Source organism: Sulfitobacter sp. PS-8MA, assembly GCF_040933935.1.
Classification (GTDB): Bacteria; Pseudomonadota; Alphaproteobacteria; order Rhodobacterales; family Rhodobacteraceae; genus Sulfitobacter.
In genome coordinates this window covers 225988-242637 of the sequence record NZ_JBFQYJ010000006.1, presented here as the reverse complement: position 1 = coordinate 242637, position 16650 = coordinate 225988, and the positions used below count along the sequence as shown (strand labels likewise).

Genomic DNA, 16650 nt, shown 5'->3' with positions numbered 1-16650 from the left:
CTGAAAAGAGGGGGATCACGCCGTTTCGGCGGGCAGGCTGCGCTGCGCCAGTTCGATCCAATAGGAGATGCCGTGGCCAAGCGCCTCGTCGTTGAAATCATAGGCCGGGTTATGAAGCGCTGCGCTGTCGCCATTGCCGATGAAAACATAGGCGCCCGGCACTTCGCGCAGGAAAAACGCGAAATCTTCGGAGCCCATGACGGGCTGCAGGTCCTGATGCACCTTGTCGGCCCCGGCCACGGCGGTCATTGCCTCAATGGCCAGCTGGGTCTCGGCAGGATGGTTCACCGTCGGGGGGTAAGGCGTCATTGGCGGGCGATCGATCTGCACGCTACAGCCATGGGCCGCGGCCGTATTGCTGCAAATCCGGCGCAGTTCCGCTTCGATGCGCGCCGAAACCGTCTCCGAAAAGCTGCGGAAATTGCAGCGCATTTCGATCTGGTCCGGGATGACATTCCAGGCTTCGCCGCCATGGATCGAGGTGATCGACACCACGGCCTGATCAAAGGGACTGATCGTTCTTGAGACAATCGACTGCACATTCGCCACGATCGCCGAGGCGCAGACGATCGGGTCACGCGCCTGATGCGGCTGCGCGGCATGGCCGCCTGTGCCCTGCACGGTGATCAGCACCCCATCGGCAGAGGCCATGGCGCCACCATGGATGACGCCGAACTCACCCACGGGCATCTGCGGCCAGTTATGGGCGGCATAGGCGGCCTTGACGGGAAACCGCTCCAGCAGCCCTTCGTCAATCATCACCTTCGCCCCGCCGCCCAGCTCTTCGGCCGGCTGAAAGCAGAACACCAGCGTGCCATCGAAATTCCGGGTCTCGGCCAGATGCTGCGCCGCCCCCAGAAGCATGGTCGTATGGCCATCGTGACCGCAGGCATGCATCCGCCCCGCGACCTGCGAGGCATGGGCGGCCTTGGTGGTTTCCTCGATCGGCAGGGCGTCCATATCGGCGCGCAGAAGCACCCTCTTGCCGGCGTCCGACGCCGGGCCGGATTTGCCGTGCAGGATGCCAACAACGCCGGTCTTGGCGATGCCCTCGATGACCTCGTCAAAGCCGAAAGCCTTGAGCCGGGCCGCAACGATCCCTGCGGTGCGCGGCAGATCGAAGCTGAGCTCGGGGTGCTGATGCAGGTCGCGCCGAAAGGCTTGCAGCTCCGGCAAGGCGGCGGTGATGGAATTGGAAAGGGGTTTGTTCATATCCTGCCCTTCTTAAGCGGTGTCAGTGGTGTCTTTGCGAAAGCGGGGGGCGACGTCCTTGCGCCAGAATTCGGCATCCTTGCGCATGATCTCCTGCGCCTGCGCGTATTCTTCCTCCACCATCGCGGTCCAGAATAGGCGCAGGGTATCCGTGATCCGGACCATCCGGGCCTCGGGGTCCGACACGTCGATCAGGGCCGTCACGATGTGGAATTGGCGGTAGAGCGACAGCGCATGGGCCGCGAGAACCCGGTTGTGCAACTGCGCGACTTGGCGTTGGCGAAAGGCAAAAAGCGTGTTGGAAAAGGCGACTTTTTCGGTGGTGTCGATCGTGTCGATGTCCTTCAGGATCGCCCGCCGGGTGGCGTGATCCGAATAGGATTGAAAGTCGTAGATCAGTGCCGGGTCGATCCACCGTTTCACCTCATAAAGATCAACGATCTGATCCGAGGTGAAATCCGCTACGTAAAAACCTTGACGCGGGCGGCTGACCAGCAGCCCCTGCCCTTCCAACTCGCGCGCGGCTTCGCGCACCGGGCCGCGGCTTACGCCAAAGCTCTCGGCGAGATGCACCTCGTTCAACCGCTCCCCCGGTTTCAGCCCGCCCTGCGCGATCAGCCGAAGCAGTTCCTCTCCGATCGTTTCAGAAAGCCCTTTGCGTTGGACCTTATCAATCTGCATCGTCACAGCTTAAACCTCCACCTGTGCCAAGGCCCGGCCGCCAACCGGGAACCATTCCTGTCCCGGTATCGCATTCATCAGCTCTTCGACATAGGGGTGAAGTTCGCCCTCAAGGATCTCTGCCGGGGCGCCCGCGGCCACCACCTTGCCCGACCGCATCACAATCAGGTCGTCGCAGATTTCCGCGGCGACGCGCAGGTCATGGGTGATGAACAGAATGGTCAGATTGTGCTTTTCGCGCAGGTCAGCAAAGAGCGACAGCATCTGGCGCTGCACGGAAACATCGAGCGCGGAAAGCGCCTCGTCGGCGATCAGGATCTCGGGCTTGGCGGCGAGGGCGCGGGCGATGCAGACCCGCTGGCGCTGACCGCCCGAAAGCTCATGGGGAAAGCGGTCAAAGAAATGCCGGTCGAGTTTCACATCTTCCAGCAGGGACATCGCGGTTTCCCGCAGGGCCCGCCGCGGGCAGCCGTTCACCCGCAGCACGTCGATCACGGTGCGGCCAATGGTATGGCGGGGGTTGAGCGCCGCATTCGGGTCCTGAAACACCACCTGCATCACCTTGCGGTGGTCTTTGCGCTGTCTCAAAGGCAGGGCAAGGAGATCGGTGCCGCCCACGTTGATCGTGCCGCCGTCGGCCTCTTCCAGACCCACGAGGCATTTTGCGATCGTCGATTTGCCAGAGCCGCTTTCGCCGACGATGCCGACGGTTTCGCCGCGTTTGGCGCGCAGCGAGACATGGTCGAGCGCTTTGACATCGCCGCCTTTGGTCGCGAATGTCTTGACGACATCCACCGCATCGACCAGCGCCGGGGCCGCCGCTGTCGCGGGGCGCGGTTGCCAGTCGGGGATCGCGGCGATGAGTTCGCGGGTGTAATCGCTCTGCGCATTCCGCAAAAGCTGCGGCGCCGTGCCCTTTTCCACCACTTCTCCGTGGCGCAGCACCACCACCTCATCCGCGATCTGCGCGACCACGCCGAAGTCATGGGTGATGAACAGCACCGCCGTGCCGAAATCCCTTTGCAGGTCTCGAATGAGCCCGAGGATCTGCGCCTGTGTCGTCACATCGAGCGCCGTAGTCGGCTCGTCGGCGATCAGCACGTCGGGGTTCAGCGCCATCGCCATGGAGATCATCACCCGTTGGCGCTGCCCGCCGGAAAGCTCGAAGGGATAGGCGTCCAGAATGCGCGGCGGATTGGGCAGCCGGGCCAGTTCCAGCAGTTCCAGCATCCGCGCCCGGCGCCCTTGGTCGGGTTCGATGTCATGGCTGGAGAAGACCTCGTCGAACTGGGTTCTGATGCCCCGCACCGGGTTCAGCGCCGACATCGGATCCTGAAAGATCATCGAGATCGACCGCCCCCGGATCGCCCGCATGTCCCGCGCGGGCCGCCCCAGCAAGGTCTCGTCATGGTAGCGAATATCACCCCCCGACACATAGAGCTTCTTGGACGGCAGAAGATCCATCACCGCATTGGCGATCATCGATTTGCCAGAGCCGCTTTCCCCGACAAGGCAGGTCGTCCGGCCTTTTTCGACCGCAAAGGACACCCCTTTGACGATCTGCGCCTCTGCGCCGTAGCTGACTTGCAGGTTATCAATCGAAAGCACGCTCATCAGGTTGTCTCCCGGCGGTCAAAGAAGGGGTCTTGGCTGTCGCTGATCGCGTCGCCGATTGTCGAGATGGCCACCACCGTCAGCATGATCGCGAGGCCCGGCATGAAGGTGAGCCACCAGCTTTGCGAAATCACTGCGCGTGCGGCGCCGATCAGGTAACCCCAGCTGACCACATTCGGATCGCCCAGCCCCAGAAAGCTCAGCGCGCTTTCGAACAGGATCGCCATCGACACCATCAGCGCCGCCATGACGATAAGCGGCGACAGCGCATTGGGCAGCACCTGTGTCAGGGCCACGCGCAGGTTGCTTTGACCCGAAAGCAGGGCCGCCTGCACGAATTCCCGCCGCCGCAGGCTGAGGAACTCGGCCCGGGCCAGCCGGGCCACCGGCGGCCAGCTGACCACCGAGATTGCCACCACGACCGAGGTGATGGAGGGCGAATAGACTGCGATCAAAAGCAGCGCGAGAGCGAAGTTCGGGACCGTTTGAAACATCTCGGTCGCGCGCATCAGGAAACTGTCGACGCGCCCGCCAAAGAACCCCGCCGCGCCGCCGACGGTCAGCCCCAGCAAGACGGCGACCACGGTCGAGACCAGACCGATGCCAAGCGAGGTGCGCGCGCCATACATCATCATGGTGAGCATATCGCGGCCAAGCGCATCCGTGCCGAGCAGATGGCGGTCATCCTGAAACGGCAGTTGAAAGGGCCGCGCGACCATGCGCCATGGCCCCTCGGGAAAGAGCAGCGGCGCAAGCAGCGCCGCGCTGCCGACGATGACCAGAAACAAGACCGCGATGATGCCGTCGGGGCGGGTCAGGATGGATTTCCAGATTGGCATTTTTTGGGCCCTTCTCAAGCGGCGCGGGTGCGCGGGTCGACGTAGCGATACAGAAGATCAACCACGAGATTGGCGAGGATGACGATCAGCGAGGTCATGATGAAGACACCGATCACCACGTTGTAATCACGGGCGATCAGGGCGTCGTACATCAGCCGTCCGATCCCCGGCCAGGCAAAGACGGTTTCGGTCAGGATCGTGCCGGCCACCAGCTGCCCGGCCTGAACCCCGGCCATCGTGGTGATCGGCAAGAGCGAGGTGCGCAGCACATGGCGGAACCAGATCTTGATCGGCGCCATGCCCTTTGCATGGGCCGCCTTGACGAAAAGCGTATTGGCCAGATCGGTCATCGAGGCGCGGACGAGGCGGGCATAGATCGCCATGGTGAACAGCGCCGAGGCGGTGGCGGGCATGATCAGATGGTGGATATAGTCGAGCACCGCCCGCCAGCCTTCGTAATCGGCGCCGATGGTCTGCGTGCCCCCGGCGGGCAGCCAGTTCAGCTTGGCCGAAAACAGGATAATGGCGAGCAGCGCGACCCAGTAATAGGGCGATGAAAAGAACAGGACCGACCCGAGCGAGATGACCCGGTCAACCCATCTGCCGCGAAACACCGCCGCAACGAACCCCGCGAGCGTGCCCAGAACCAGCGCCAGCACAAAGGCGGTGCCCGCCAGAATGAGCGTATTGGGAAGCCGTTCGAGGATGATCTCCAGAACCGGCCGTCCTTCGCGGTAGGACATGCCGAAATCCAGTGTCGCGACATCGCGCAGATAGATGCCAAGCTGGACGATCACCGGCTTGTCCAATCCCATCTGCATCCGAAGCTGCTCGATAAAGGCCGGATCGCCCGACGCCGCTTCGCCGGCGATGAATTCAGCCGGATCGCCGGGGGCGGATCGGATCAGCAGAAAGGTCCCGGTGATGACCACAAGGATCACCAGCAAGCGCTTGAGTGTTTCGATTACGAGGGTGCGTGTCATCTTAACTCCGTGATGGCAAATATCGGGCGGCGCGGGCGCCGCCCGATGGGCTGCTTACTCTTCGATCCACACGCCGGCGAAGTTCGAGCTCAGCCCCGTCGCGTCAGAGATCAGATCCTTGACCTTGCTCTTGTAGAGCGTCGGGAAATCCAGCTCGGCCAGCCAGACCACGGGCGCCTGTTCGGCAATGCGGCGTTGGGCCTGCGAATAGAGCTCGGCGCGTTTCGCCTCGTCGGTCTCGGCATCGGCGGCGGTCAGAAGCTTGTCGGCCTCCGCGTCCTGGTACATCGCCACGTTGTTCCAGGGCGAGCCGGGCTTGGCGGTGGAAGACAGGAAGTTGCGTGACACCCCGATCGCCGGATCGCCGCGCTGGTAGAGATACATCTGCCCCATGTCATAATCACGCTCGGAAAGTTTCTTAAGGAAAGACCCCACATCCATCGAATCGAGCGCGGCGTTGATGCCGACGTCGCGCAGCGCCTGCACCTGATATTCCGCCAGCCGGCTCCAGCTTGAGCCGAGGAAGGAGGCAGGCACCAGTTTCAACTCGCGCCCGTCATAGGAGGATGCGGCAACCAGTTCCTTGGCCTTTTCGGGATCATAGGCATAGGCTTCGGTGGCTTCGTCAAAGAACCGGGTGCGCGAGCCGATTGGCCCCTTGGCCGGTTTCGCGTGACCGCTGAAGACGACATTGCGGATGAATTCCTTGTCCATCGCGTAGTTCAGAGCCTGACGGAAACCCTGTTCGTCAAAGGGCGCTTCGTCATTGTTGAGCCACATGAAGGCATGCGGCGAGAAGAACTCCCAGCCCGCATTCGTGATCTCGGCATCATCGGTCTGGGACAGACGGTCCACATCGAACAGTTCCAGATTGGAGGCCGAAACCACATCAATCGCGCCCTGCTCAAAGGCCACGGCGCGGCCCTGGCTGTCGGGGATAATCACGAAATAGAGGTTGTCGAGATAGGGCTGGCCATCGACATGGTAGCTGTCATTGCGCTCCAGCTTGATGAAATTGCCCTTCTCCCATTCCGCCAGTTTGAAAGGCCCGGTGCCGACCGGCTGGTCATTCATCGGGTTTTCACGGAAGGAGGCGCCATCGCCATAAATATGATCCGGGATCACCGCCATGCTGCCAAGCGCCAGGCCATAGGGCAGCGCGGGCATTGGTTTCTTGAGATTGAAGACAACCTCATGCGGGCCGGTGGCTTCGACCGAATCGATCTGTGCCGCGATCACGGCAAGGTTCGGGTTCTCGGTGGCGAAAACATTGAAGGAGGTGACGACGTCCTCGGCGTCAAAGTCTTCCCCGTCGTGCCATTTCACGCCCTGCTTGAGCTGGACGGTGAACTTCAGATGGTCGTCTGACACGGCCCAGCTCTCGGCGAGGATCCCGCGCGGCTCAAGGGTTCCTTCGTAGGTGAACAACCCCTCGTAAATCTTGGAATAAAGGATTTCGGCAGCGCCGAGACCGGACATCCCCGCGACGGCGCTTGGCGGTTCGGGATGCAACGCAACTTTCAGCGTGCCCCCCCGCTCTTGCGCAAACGCGGGCAGTGACAGCGCGAGTGCAGCCCCCACAGCGGCGACAAAGTTCATGATACGCATTTAGACCCTCCCATTGGTCGTGCTGGGTTCGCAACAAATCAAACCCGATGTGAATGACTGACATCTCCACACGCCTTCTGTCAACTGTTGACAGTTAACCTTAGTCGGGTATTCAGGGTCTCAACGTGAAAAAACCTGCCGAGATGATGTGATGACAGCCCTACAGCCCAGCCAAAACAGCCTCGTTCCCTTCGTGAGTGTGGATAATATGATGCGCCTCTTGCTCGATATCGGCATCGAATCCATGCTCTTGGAACTGGCCAAGACGATCGAGGAAGACTTCCGCCGCTGGGAGCTCTTCGACAAAATCCCCCGCGTCGCGGCCCATTCCGCTAAGGGCGTCATCGAATTGATGCCCACCTCGGACGGTGAGACCTATGCTTGCAAATATGTGAACGGCCACCCGCAAAACACCCGCAGCGGCCGCCAGACCGTGACCGCCTTTGGCGTCTTGGCCGATGTCGAGACCGGCTATCCCCTGATGATCAGCGAAATGACGCTTCTGACCGCCCTGCGCACGGCGGCGACCTCGGCGCTGGTCGGCAAATACCTGATGCCGCGGGAGGCGCCGACCATGGCGATGATCGGCAATGGGGCGCAGGCGGAATTCCAGTCGCTGGCCTTCAAGGCCATCTGCGGCATCCAGCGGGTACAGCTTTACGACATCGACCCCGCCGCGACGAAAAAGGCCGCGCAAAACCTCGCGGGGCTGGGCCTGGAGGTGGTGATCTGCGATAGCGCCGAAAAGGCCGTGCAAGGCGCAGAGATCATCACGACCTGCACCGCCGACAAGCAATATGCCACGATCCTGACCGACAATATGGTCGGCGCGGGCGTGCATATCAACGCGATCGGGGGCGATTGCCCCGGCAAGACCGAACTCCACAAAGACATCCTGACCCGCGCCGATATCTTCGTCGAACTGCCCGAACAGACCCGCATCGAAGGGGAAATCCAGCAGCTGGACCCCGACCACCCCGTCACCGAAATCTGGCAGGTGATCGGCGGCAAGGTGGCGGGCCGGACCTCGGAGGCGCAGATCACCCTGTTCGACAGCGTCGGCTTCGCCACCGAAGATTTCAGCGCCCTGCGCTACATCCGCGAACAGATCAAGACCCGCGCCTATTACACCGAGATTGACCTCTTGGCCGATCCGGACGATCCGCGCGATCTCTTCGGCATGGTCCTGCGCAAACAGCAACAGATGGCGGCCTAATCCATGGCAATGACCGATACACAATTGTTCACCGAGCAAGACCTGCAAGACCTGACCCAATGGCGGCGGGAACTGCACCAATACCCCGAGCTTTCCGGCGAAGAATCCGCCACCGCCGACCGGGTCGTGACCCTGTTGCAAACCTGCGGGCCGGACAGGGTTCTGACCCGGTTGGGCGGTCATGGGGTCGCAGCCATTTTTGATGGCAAGACCGCCGGCCCGACCGTGCTGCTGCGCTGCGAACTCGATGGGCTGCCCATCGAAGAGCTGAACCCCACCCTGCCCCACCGCTCGAAAACCCCGGGCAAAGGGCATCTTTGCGGGCATGACGGGCATATGGCGATTCTGGCGGCCACGGCGCGCTGGCTCAGCCGCAATCGCCCCGACCGAGGCCGGATCATCCTACTCTTTCAACCGGCCGAGGAGGATGGCTCGGGGGCGGCAAAGGTCATCGCCGACCCGCGTTTCGCCAGGGTCGCCCCGGATTACGCCTTTGCCCTGCATAATTTCCCCGGCATTCCCATGGGCGCCGCGGTGCTCGCCCCCGGCCCTCTGAACTGCGCCTCGCGCGGGTTGAAAATCACCCTGACCGGGCGCACGGCCCATGCCTCGCAGCCCGAGAACGGCATCTCCCCGGCCCCGGCGGTGGCAAGGCTCCTGACCGCGCTGCCGGGCCTGGGACGATCCAGCGAGACTTCCGATCCCGATTTTGCCCTGGTCACGGTCACCCACGCCCGTCTCGGAGAGCCCGCTTTCGGCATCGCGCCGGGACAGGCCGAGGTCTGGGCCACGCTGCGCACGCAAAAGGACGCGGCAATGGCAGATCTGGTCCGCCGCGCAGAGAGCGAGATTGCGGATGTGGCGCAGTCAGCGGGGCTGGATCACCAGCTGTCCTATCACGACGTGTTCCAGCATTGTGAAAACGATCCCGACGCCACCCGCATCTTGGACCGCGCCCTCGACACCGCCGGGCTGGCGCGGGCGGAAGCCGAAATGCCAATGCGCGGCTCAGAGGATTTCGGCCGCTTCGGCGCAGAGGCCAAGTCGGCGATGTTCCTGCTGGGATCGGGGATGGAGACCGCCAGCCTGCACAACCCCGACTTTGATTTTCCGGACCAATTGATCCCCAAAGGGGCGGCGGTGTTCATCGCGGCAGTGCAGGAGCTTTGCGGGGCAGAGGCGCGATAGGGTGGCGGGGCGATCTGGCAGCTGCACCCGATGTTTACCGTGGGCAGTATGACTTAGAAACGGCGAAAACCCCAAGGCTATTTCGCGACATGGAATGTGGTCCAGTTGCTTCCAGACTACCGGACGGATATCACGGACGATCCTGAGAGCCGGCAAATGAGTACGACGAACCGGAGCTACATCTTTTGCAGCCCTTCGTTTACGGTGCAATGTTCGCCGAAAAGGGAGCGGAGCCGCCAGTCGTGGTCAGCAGAGCGCGATGCAGCGATAGCCATCAGCTCAATCTGGCGCGCCGTGGTCGCGCGAACCCAATGCATAGGTCAAACGGGGATCAGAAGCGTCACCCGATCCGGGTTCATTTCGGCGATGACCACCGTGCCGTCGGCCTGCACCGCCAGCCCGTGACCGTAGGTCGAGAATGTCCGGCAACGGCCGATGAGGCGGCCCGTGGCGTCATAGGCCGACAGACGCGGGGTCTGGTCGGTGACGAGCAGGTGCCCCTCGGGGGTCAGCGCCAAGGCCATCGGTTTGTGAAGCCCGCCGATCTGCCCCAGCCAGTTGCCCTCTGCATCGAACATCTGAATGCGGTTGTTCTCGCGATCGGCCACGCAGAGCCGACCCTGCGCATCGAAGAGGACGCTATGGGGCGTCGAAAACTCGCCGGGCGCGTCTCCCGGACCGCCGAAGCTCTTCAGATGCCGCAGTTCGGGGTCGAAGATATGGACCGCACTGTTGCCGTAGCCATCCGCCACATAGTAGCGCCCATCGGGCCCGCGTGTGCAGTCGCAGGGGTGGTTGAAGGGCCGCCCCAGCCCCGGATGTTCCGCGCAGTCCAGCCGTGCGACCTCCTTCAGGGCGGCGTCGAGGAGCAGGATCTTGTGGCCATCGACATCCGTCACGGCAAGAAGATCCGGGCCGATGCGGCGCAAGCCATGCCCGCAGACGAGGTCGGGGAGCGCCTGACCCTGCCCGGCCAGACTGCCGTCCAATTGCAGGGGGACGAGTTCCGGCTGGCCGCGCCTGAGGGCTACGACCCGCGCGCCAAAGACCGCCACATCGCTGATGCCGGAAAGCTCCGGCCCCGCGATATGCGCCACCCGGTAGCGTTGCTCGGCCAGAGCAACATAGGCCGGGGGGCGCGCGGTCTCGGCGGGCGTCGTCATAGGGCGGGCGCCAATTCCTCGGCCATCGTCAGCAGCGCGGCGTCCCGGCCCTGACTGGCGGTCAACATCAGCCCGGCGCCGGGGTGGCTGGCCAGCGGCAGGCTCACCGAACAGCCGTCGATGACATTTGCAAAGCTGGTGTTGCGCAGGGCGAGCAGGTTGATCCGGTCATATTCCGCATCCTCAGCCAGATCGCTGAGCTTTGGCGGCATGACGGCGACGCTGGGCAGCGCGACCGGCGTCTCGCCAAACAGACGGGCGGCTTCCGTGATCAAGGCCGCGCGCGCGGCAAGGGTGCGGGCAAAGTCTATCGCGGTCACCCCCTCGGCACGGGCCATGCGCGCGGCCACGCGCGGGTCCAGATCGGCGCGCGCAGTGTCATAATGCGACCCGTGATGGGCGCGGGATTCCACTGCGGAAAATTGCCAGACGGGCAAGGCGCGGTAGCGCTCGAAAATGTCGAGCGACAGGCGCCGCAGGCTGACCCCGGCCGCCTGCAGGGCGCTCAGCGCGGTCTCGAAGGCGTCGAGGGCTTCGGCATCAGCACCGTCGAGACCGAAGTTCTCGGGCACGATGACGGTGCGCGGCAGGGTCGCTTCGGGCAGCCTTTGGTCGCGCAGCACGTTCAGCGCAGGCCGCAGAAGCCCGACCTCGCGGGCGATCAGACCGACGCTGTCGAGCGAATGCGACAGCGCCACCGCGCCCACGCGGGACACGGTGCTTGCCGTGGGCTTGAAGCCCGCGATCCCGCAGAAGGCAGCCGGGATGCGCAGGGAGCCGCCGGTGTCACTGCCAAGCGCGAGATCGGCCACGCCGCGTGCCACGGCAGAGGCCCCGCCGGAGGTCGATCCGCCGGCGATACAGCCCTCGCGCAGCGGCGTCATGGGGGTGCCGTAATGCGGGTTCAGGCCCAGGCCGGAATAGGCAAACTCGGTCATGTTGCTATGCCCGATCAGCCCTGCCCCGGCGCGGCGCAGGCGCGCCACGGCCTCCGCATCCTCAGTCGCGGCGGGGGTGCCGGCGCGCACCTTCGACCCGGCCCGCGTGATCTGTCCGCGCACATCAAAGAGGTCTTTCACCGCCACCGTGAGCCCGGTCAGCGGGCCTTGGCCGCTGGCCGGGTCATCGAACAGCTGGGTGAAATCCGGCGCACTTGCCCGGGCCCTTGCGGCCTCAAGACGTGTCTGGGGGGTATCGGTCATTCTATCGGCCCTCAAATTGTTTGCTGCACAAGCCAGGTGGCGATCCCCGGAAAGGCGGTGAGCAGGATCACGGAAAGGACGAGGATCATGAAGTAAGGCAGAACCATCCGGGTGATCTCAAAGATGGACCTACCGGTCAGGCTTTGGATCACGAAGAGGTTGAAGCCCAAAGGCGGCGTGATCTGTGCCATCTCCACCACGATGATCAGATAAATGCCGAACCAGACCGGATCGATCCCAACGGCGGCCACCGCCGGCATCACCACCGAGGTGGTCAGAACCACGATCGAAATCCCGTCCAGAAAACAGCCCAGCAAGACAAAGAACACGGTCAGCACGGCGATCAGACCGGGCGCGCCCAGCCCGCTGGAGGAAATGATCTCGGCCAGTTGTCCCGGCAGCCCCGAAAAGCTCATCGCAGAGGTCAGAAAGGCCGCGCCGAGCAGGATCAGCCCGATCATCGCGGAGGTCCGCGTGGCGCCAAGCAGGGAATCGGTGAAGGTGCGCAGGTTCAGTGACCGCCCGAAAGCGGCGATGATCAGGGCCCCGGCAACGCCGATCGCGGCGGCTTCGGTGGCCGTGGCGACCCCGGCATAGATTGAGCCGATCACCCCGATGATCAGCCCGACCACCGGCAGCAGCATGCGCAACCGGCGCAGGCGCTCGCCCAGAGAGACCGCTTTTTCGGGCGCAGGCACGCCGGTCGGATTGAATTTGGACCAGATCGCGATATAGCCCGAGAACAGGGCCATGAGCATCAGCCCGGGCAGCACGCCCGCGATGAACAGACGGTTGATCGAGACCTGTGCCGCCACCCCATAGACGATCATCACGATCGAAGGCGGGATCAGCAGGCCAAGCGTGCCCGACCCCGCGAGCGAGCCGATCGCCAGCCGGTCGGCATAGCCGCGCGTTTTCAGTTCCGGCAGGGAGATGCGGCCAACCGTGGCGGTCGTCGCCGCCGAAGAGCCGGACACCGCCGCGAAGATGCCGCACCCCACGACGTTGACATGGGCCAGACCGCCCGGCAGCCGCCCGACCCAGGGGGCGAGGCCAGAGAAGAGGTCTTCGGCAAGACGGGTGCGATAGAGGATTTCCCCCATCCAGATAAAGAGCGGCAGCGCCGTGAGGGTCCAGCTGGCAGAATGGGCCCACATGGTCGTGCCAAGGATCGCCTCGACCGGTGTCGAGGTGAAGAGCATGAAGATCACGACGCCAGAGGCCAGAAGCGCCACCCCGACCCAGACCCCCAGGCCCAGAAGGATCAGCAGGGTGAGGACCAGAACGGCGGATTGTGTCAGAATGTCCATATTCACTCCCCCCGCGCCTGTTCGTCACGGTCATCCATTTCGACCGGCAGGCCGAGGATCAAACGCAGACTGCGTTCTGCAAAGGCCAGGGCAAAGAGCACGGAGCCCAGCACCATGGCCGATTGGGGGATCCACAGCGGCACCGCCACGACGCCCTGGCTCAGGTCGTTGTAAGACCAGCTCTCCATGACATATTGAAAGATCGCCCAGGCCGCCCAGCCCATCAAAGCGGTGGCAAAGAGTGCGGCGAGCACATCCGCCGCATGGCCCAGCCGCGCCGGCATCAGCTGCCGCAGGGAGGTGACCCGGATATGGTCGCCGCGGATCAGGGTCGCGGGCAAGGCCAGAAAGATCGACGCGCTGAGCCCCCAGGCCGCAAAATCATCGGCTGACGGGATTTGGCGCCCGACCATCCGCAGACCGATCTGCGACAGGATCAAGACGGCAATCCCCAAGAGAGACAGGGCGGCGAGAGCCCCGCACAGAGTGAATATATGGCGGGTGAACGGCATGCTGCGGGCTCCAGATCGGGAAGCAGGGCGCGTGCCCCGCTTCCGGTGTTTGTGGTAGAAGCCCGGGCGGCATCCCGCCCGGGCAAGGTTGATTACTTCAACGCATCGACGATCTTTTGCCCGTCTTCGCCGGCCTGTTCCAGCCATTCGCTGCGCATTGTCTCGGCAATCGCTTCGAAATCGCTGGCCAGTGCTTCGGGCGTCGGCAGAACCTGCATGCCATTCTCGGCCATCGTTTCGGTCGCTTCGGTGGTGGCCTCCTCGGCCATCTCGAACCCGCGGGCCTCGGCCAGTTCCGCCGCTTCCTGCAGCGCCGACTGGACCTCTTCGGACAGGCCGTCATAGGCTTGCTTGTTCACGATCACCATATTCTTGGGCAGGAATGCCTGCACATCGTAGTAATGCGAGACGAAGTCCCAAGCCTGGCTGTCGACGCCGGTGGAGGGGGAGGTGATCATGCCGTTGATCACCCCTGTCGAGAACGCCTGGCTGATCTCGGAGGTCGCGATGGTGGCGGGCACGGCGCCCAGAAGTTCGGCCAGACGCGCGGTCGACGGGTTATAGGCGCGGAACTTCACCCCGTCGAAGGACGATGCATCGGTGACTTCCTGGTTCATGTAGATCCCCTGCGGGGGCCAGGGCGCGGCATAGAGCAGGACAAGACCGTCTTCGGCCAGCTTTTCCTCGTAGATCGGGCGGGAGGCTTCCCACAGCGCGCGCGCTTCGTCGAAAGTCGTGGCCAGAAGCGGCACCGCGTCGGCGGAATAGACCGCGTCTTCATTGCCGAGCGCCGAGATCAGGACTTCGCCGATCGGCACGATGCCCCGCTGCACGCCGCGCTTGAGTTCGGTCCGCTTGAGCAGCACCGAGTTCGACACCACGTCGATCTCCAGTTCGCCGTCCGAAAGCCGCGCCACATCATCCGCGAAGGCGCGGATGTTCTGGGTCAGGTAGTTGCCGTCGGGCGCATCGGCCGACATCTTCCATGTTTCGGCATGGGCCATGCCGGCGGCCAGCGCGGCGCAGGCGGTCGTGATCAAGAACTGTTTCATCTTAGGTTTCTCCTTGTTGGGTCGTTATTTCTGACCGGCCCGGTGAACCCGGACCGGCGCGGCGATCAGTCTTCTAGGGCGGGCAGGTCGTGTTCGTCCAGCGCCCACATCAGACGGAAGGTTTCGGCCTCGCGCAGGGCATCGCCAAACGCTTCGGTAAGCTGGCGCAGGGTCGCCTCGGCAATCGGCTCCGAGGAGACATCCACGGCGAGACAGGGGGCCAGCACACGGCCTTCGCTCGCCTCGGAGGGCAGCGGCGTGGACAGTTCCGCATCCGGCACCATGTAATGGGCCCGCAGGACGCCATCCTCTTTCATCAGGCCTTCCAGCAGATCGTTCACCTGCTCATCAGCAACCGCGCCCGGTTTCAGTTCGACCAAAACCAGCGCCGCGCCCCAGCCGAAGCCGCCTTCCTGCGCCACCTGCATCACCCGGCGGCGGGTGTTGGACATGCGGCCAAAGTTGGTGACGGACCATTGGGTCTGTTTGGTAAATGCCTTTTGATATGCCGCCGAGGTGAAAGCAGCCAGAGTCTCGGCCCGATAGAGCGCCAGATAGCGCCGTGCGGCATTGGAGACCGCCCGATACCGGCGCGCTCCGGTGAAGCCGGGGATGCGCACCCGCTCTTCCATATGTTCACGATCATACCACTGGTTGAAATCAGCTTCATGATCGGGGTCGACATCACTCCAGACAAATAGCTGCGCCTGATCTGTCTTGCGGATATTGGACATTCTGGTTCCTGTAATTGAGACCGACCCATCCGCGCAGCATGTGGTAAAGACCCCCCGCTGCGGCCACCTGAGCCGGTCGTTTTCGTCAGGGGGCACCCTTGGCCAGAACGGCCCCTGCCGCAAACGGGATTATTTCACAGGGGGTGATCGGAATTGGTGATCACCTCAGGACAGTTGGTGATGACGCTCGGCACAGGCGCGCGCCAGTTCGGCGATTGCCTTATGGGTCGCGGCATCGGAACTGCGCCGCCAGACGCAATAGAGCGGCAGCGATGGCAGTTCGGCATCGACCTCCAGCTTGTGCAGCCCCGGCCCGGCAAGATCGCATCCCAGCGGCAAGGTAGCGATGCCCAAACCGCGCCGGGTCAGCCGTGCAATCGCGGCCAATGAGGTGATGCAATGAACGATCGTCGGCCGCAGCCCCTGTTCGCTAAACAGTGACAGAACATTCGCATGGGGCCGAGAATTGCGGGTAAAGGTGATCAGGGGACTTGAAGCCACGTCAGACAAAGTGAGCGCCTCGTCGCGCATCCCTTCGGGGCCGAACCAACCCATCGCCAGCGGCGGAAGCTCGGCACAGACACAGGTCTCATCGTGACGGTCATCGGTGGTCAGCAGCATATCCAGCCCGCCACGTTCAAAGGCTGCGGCGATGTTGGGCGTCGGTTCTACGGTCAGTTCCAACTCCAGCCGGGGATAGCAGCGCGCCACCTCCTCAATCAGATCGCACAGCCAAGTGTGCACCACCGAGGACACCAGCCCAAGCCGCACCCGCCCGACCGGCGTGGCCGGGTCCGACAGGGTCTCGCGCAGATTGCGCTCGGTCGCGAGTATGTCCTGCGCCTTGTCCAAAATCATCGCCCCCGCCGCGGTGATACGGGTGACGTGGAACTCGCGGTCAAAAAGGTGAACCTGCAACTCCGTTTCCAACGAGGAAATCCGGCTCGATACGGTAGCTTGGCTTACATTCAACTGCTGCGCGGCGGCGCGAAAACTGCCCAGATTGGCAACCATGACGAAGGTTTCCAAGAACCGTGTGTTCATAAGGATCTACTCTCATTCAGCTTTCGTGGGAAAATAGGCTTGGGGGCTTGGCTTGGCCTACCCTGCCCCTCCATAAGGCGTCATCTCGACCGGCGTGAAGCCCCTATGCGTCCAAGGCGGTTTGCTGTGCTGGGGGGATCGGCCCCCTCCCCCGGCCCGTTGAGCACCGACAAATGCTTCCGACCGACTATCGCGCGATATGATAAGGGCTGCAAGCGCGGTAGAGGGAGCTGAACGAGCCGAACCTTTCAACACTACGTGTTTTCACGAACGTGACAGGCACCCGGTATCC

15 protein-coding genes are annotated in these 16650 nt (G+C 63.3%); 2 read left to right on the top strand and 13 right to left on the bottom strand.

Translation table 11 applies throughout. From position 1 onward, the window contains the following. Positions 1–15: 15 nt before the first annotated feature. From AB4M76_RS05070 to AB4M76_RS05045, 6 genes are read right to left on the bottom strand one after another with little or no spacing between them, the layout of a single operon-like run. Positions 16–1212, bottom strand: a complete 1197-nt coding sequence (locus tag AB4M76_RS05070) for a M20 aminoacylase family protein (protein WP_368440718.1) — start codon at positions 1210–1212, stop codon at positions 16–18. A 12-nt stretch (positions 1213–1224) separates the two neighbouring features. Next, entirely contained in the window at positions 1225–1893 is a 669-nt protein-coding gene (locus tag AB4M76_RS05065) for a GntR family transcriptional regulator (protein WP_368442383.1), read from the bottom strand. 9 nt (positions 1894–1902) lie between these two features. Next, entirely contained in the window at positions 1903–3507 is a 1605-nt protein-coding gene (locus tag AB4M76_RS05060; protein WP_368440717.1) for a dipeptide ABC transporter ATP-binding protein, read from the bottom strand. Beyond that, on the bottom strand, positions 3507–4346 hold the full coding sequence (locus tag AB4M76_RS05055) for an ABC transporter permease (protein WP_368440716.1): 840 nt from the start codon (positions 4344–4346) through the stop codon (positions 3507–3509). The genes AB4M76_RS05060 and AB4M76_RS05055 overlap by 1 nt, the downstream gene beginning before the upstream one ends. Before the next feature lie 14 nt (positions 4347–4360). Beyond that, positions 4361–5329 carry an ABC transporter permease gene (locus tag AB4M76_RS05050; RefSeq protein ID WP_368440715.1) on the bottom strand — a complete coding sequence of 323 codons (969 nt, stop codon included), beginning with the start codon at positions 5327–5329 and terminating at the stop codon, positions 4361–4363. A gap of 54 nt (positions 5330–5383) precedes the next feature. Continuing rightward, positions 5384–6937, bottom strand: a complete 1554-nt coding sequence (locus AB4M76_RS05045; RefSeq protein ID WP_368440714.1) for an ABC transporter substrate-binding protein — start codon at positions 6935–6937, stop codon at positions 5384–5386. A gap of 151 nt (positions 6938–7088) precedes the next feature. On the opposite strand from AB4M76_RS05045, the gene AB4M76_RS05040 reads away from it, so the two are divergent. Both AB4M76_RS05040 and AB4M76_RS05035 read left to right on the top strand, forming a co-directional pair. After that, complete coding sequence (locus AB4M76_RS05040) at positions 7089–8153, top strand: ornithine cyclodeaminase (RefSeq protein ID WP_368440713.1); 1065 nt, start codon at positions 7089–7091, stop codon at positions 8151–8153. Positions 8154–8156: 3 nt separating this feature from the next. After that, a complete protein-coding gene (locus AB4M76_RS05035; RefSeq protein ID WP_368440712.1) occupies positions 8157–9341 on the top strand; it encodes an amidohydrolase in 1185 nt (394 codons plus the stop codon). 320 nt (positions 9342–9661) lie between these two features. Here AB4M76_RS05035 and AB4M76_RS05030 read toward each other — a convergent pair whose 3' ends face one another. From AB4M76_RS05030 to AB4M76_RS05000, 7 genes are all read right to left on the bottom strand, one after another. Next, on the bottom strand, positions 9662–10504 hold the full coding sequence (locus AB4M76_RS05030; protein ID WP_368440711.1) for a hypothetical protein: 843 nt from the start codon (positions 10502–10504) through the stop codon (positions 9662–9664). Beyond that, on the bottom strand, positions 10501–11706 hold the full coding sequence (locus AB4M76_RS05025) for an amidase family protein (RefSeq protein ID WP_368440710.1): 1206 nt from the start codon (positions 11704–11706) through the stop codon (positions 10501–10503). The genes AB4M76_RS05030 and AB4M76_RS05025 overlap by 4 nt, the downstream gene beginning before the upstream one ends. Positions 11707–11717: 11 nt before the next feature. Continuing rightward, complete coding sequence (locus AB4M76_RS05020; RefSeq protein WP_368440709.1) at positions 11718–13016, bottom strand: TRAP transporter large permease; 1299 nt, start codon at positions 13014–13016, stop codon at positions 11718–11720. Positions 13017–13018: 2 nt separating this feature from the next. Further along, positions 13019–13528: a TRAP transporter small permease gene (locus tag AB4M76_RS05015; RefSeq protein WP_368440708.1), complete on the bottom strand. Its 510-nt coding sequence runs from the start codon at positions 13526–13528 to the stop codon at positions 13019–13021. A 92-nt stretch (positions 13529–13620) separates the two neighbouring features. Then, positions 13621–14580 (bottom strand): TRAP transporter substrate-binding protein, encoded by a 960-nt coding sequence (locus tag AB4M76_RS05010; RefSeq protein WP_368440707.1) that lies wholly within the window; start codon positions 14578–14580, stop codon positions 13621–13623. Positions 14581–14645: 65 nt separating this feature from the next. Further along, positions 14646–15314 carry a hypothetical protein gene (locus tag AB4M76_RS05005; protein WP_368440706.1) on the bottom strand — a complete coding sequence of 223 codons (669 nt, stop codon included), beginning with the start codon at positions 15312–15314 and terminating at the stop codon, positions 14646–14648. A gap of 165 nt (positions 15315–15479) precedes the next feature. Continuing rightward, entirely contained in the window at positions 15480–16358 is an 879-nt protein-coding gene (locus AB4M76_RS05000) for a LysR family transcriptional regulator (protein WP_368440705.1), read from the bottom strand. Positions 16359–16650: the final 292 nt, after the last annotated feature.

Bases quoted from the DNA above. Each gene is read 5' to 3' on its own strand.
- AB4M76_RS05045 (WP_368440714.1), bottom strand. From the start codon at position 6,937: ATGCGTATCATGAACTTTGTCGCCGCTGTGGGGGCTGCACTCGCGCTG.
- AB4M76_RS05020 (WP_368440709.1), bottom strand. From the start codon at position 13,016: ATGGACATTCTGACACAATCCGCCGTTCTGGTCCTCACCCTGCTGATC.
- AB4M76_RS05000 (WP_368440705.1), bottom strand. From the start codon at position 16,358: ATGAACACACGGTTCTTGGAAACCTTCGTCATGGTTGCCAATCTGGGC.
- AB4M76_RS05025 (WP_368440710.1), bottom strand. From the start codon at position 11,706: ATGACCGATACCCCCCAGACACGTCTTGAGGCCGCAAGGGCCCGGGCA.
- AB4M76_RS05035 (WP_368440712.1), top strand. From the start codon at position 8,157: ATGGCAATGACCGATACACAATTGTTCACCGAGCAAGACCTGCAAGAC.
- AB4M76_RS05005 (WP_368440706.1), bottom strand. From the start codon at position 15,314: ATGTCCAATATCCGCAAGACAGATCAGGCGCAGCTATTTGTCTGGAGT.
- AB4M76_RS05065 (WP_368442383.1), bottom strand. From the start codon at position 1,893: ATGCAGATTGATAAGGTCCAACGCAAAGGGCTTTCTGAAACGATCGGA.
- AB4M76_RS05055 (WP_368440716.1), bottom strand. From the start codon at position 4,346: ATGCCAATCTGGAAATCCATCCTGACCCGCCCCGACGGCATCATCGCG.
- AB4M76_RS05010 (WP_368440707.1), bottom strand. From the start codon at position 14,580: ATGAAACAGTTCTTGATCACGACCGCCTGCGCCGCGCTGGCCGCCGGC.
- AB4M76_RS05015 (WP_368440708.1), bottom strand. From the start codon at position 13,528: ATGCCGTTCACCCGCCATATATTCACTCTGTGCGGGGCTCTCGCCGCC.
- AB4M76_RS05040 (WP_368440713.1), top strand. From the start codon at position 7,089: ATGACAGCCCTACAGCCCAGCCAAAACAGCCTCGTTCCCTTCGTGAGT.
- AB4M76_RS05070 (WP_368440718.1), bottom strand. From the start codon at position 1,212: ATGAACAAACCCCTTTCCAATTCCATCACCGCCGCCTTGCCGGAGCTG.
- AB4M76_RS05050 (WP_368440715.1), bottom strand. From the start codon at position 5,329: ATGACACGCACCCTCGTAATCGAAACACTCAAGCGCTTGCTGGTGATC.
- AB4M76_RS05030 (WP_368440711.1), bottom strand. From the start codon at position 10,504: ATGACGACGCCCGCCGAGACCGCGCGCCCCCCGGCCTATGTTGCTCTG.
- AB4M76_RS05060 (WP_368440717.1), bottom strand. From the start codon at position 3,507: ATGAGCGTGCTTTCGATTGATAACCTGCAAGTCAGCTACGGCGCAGAG.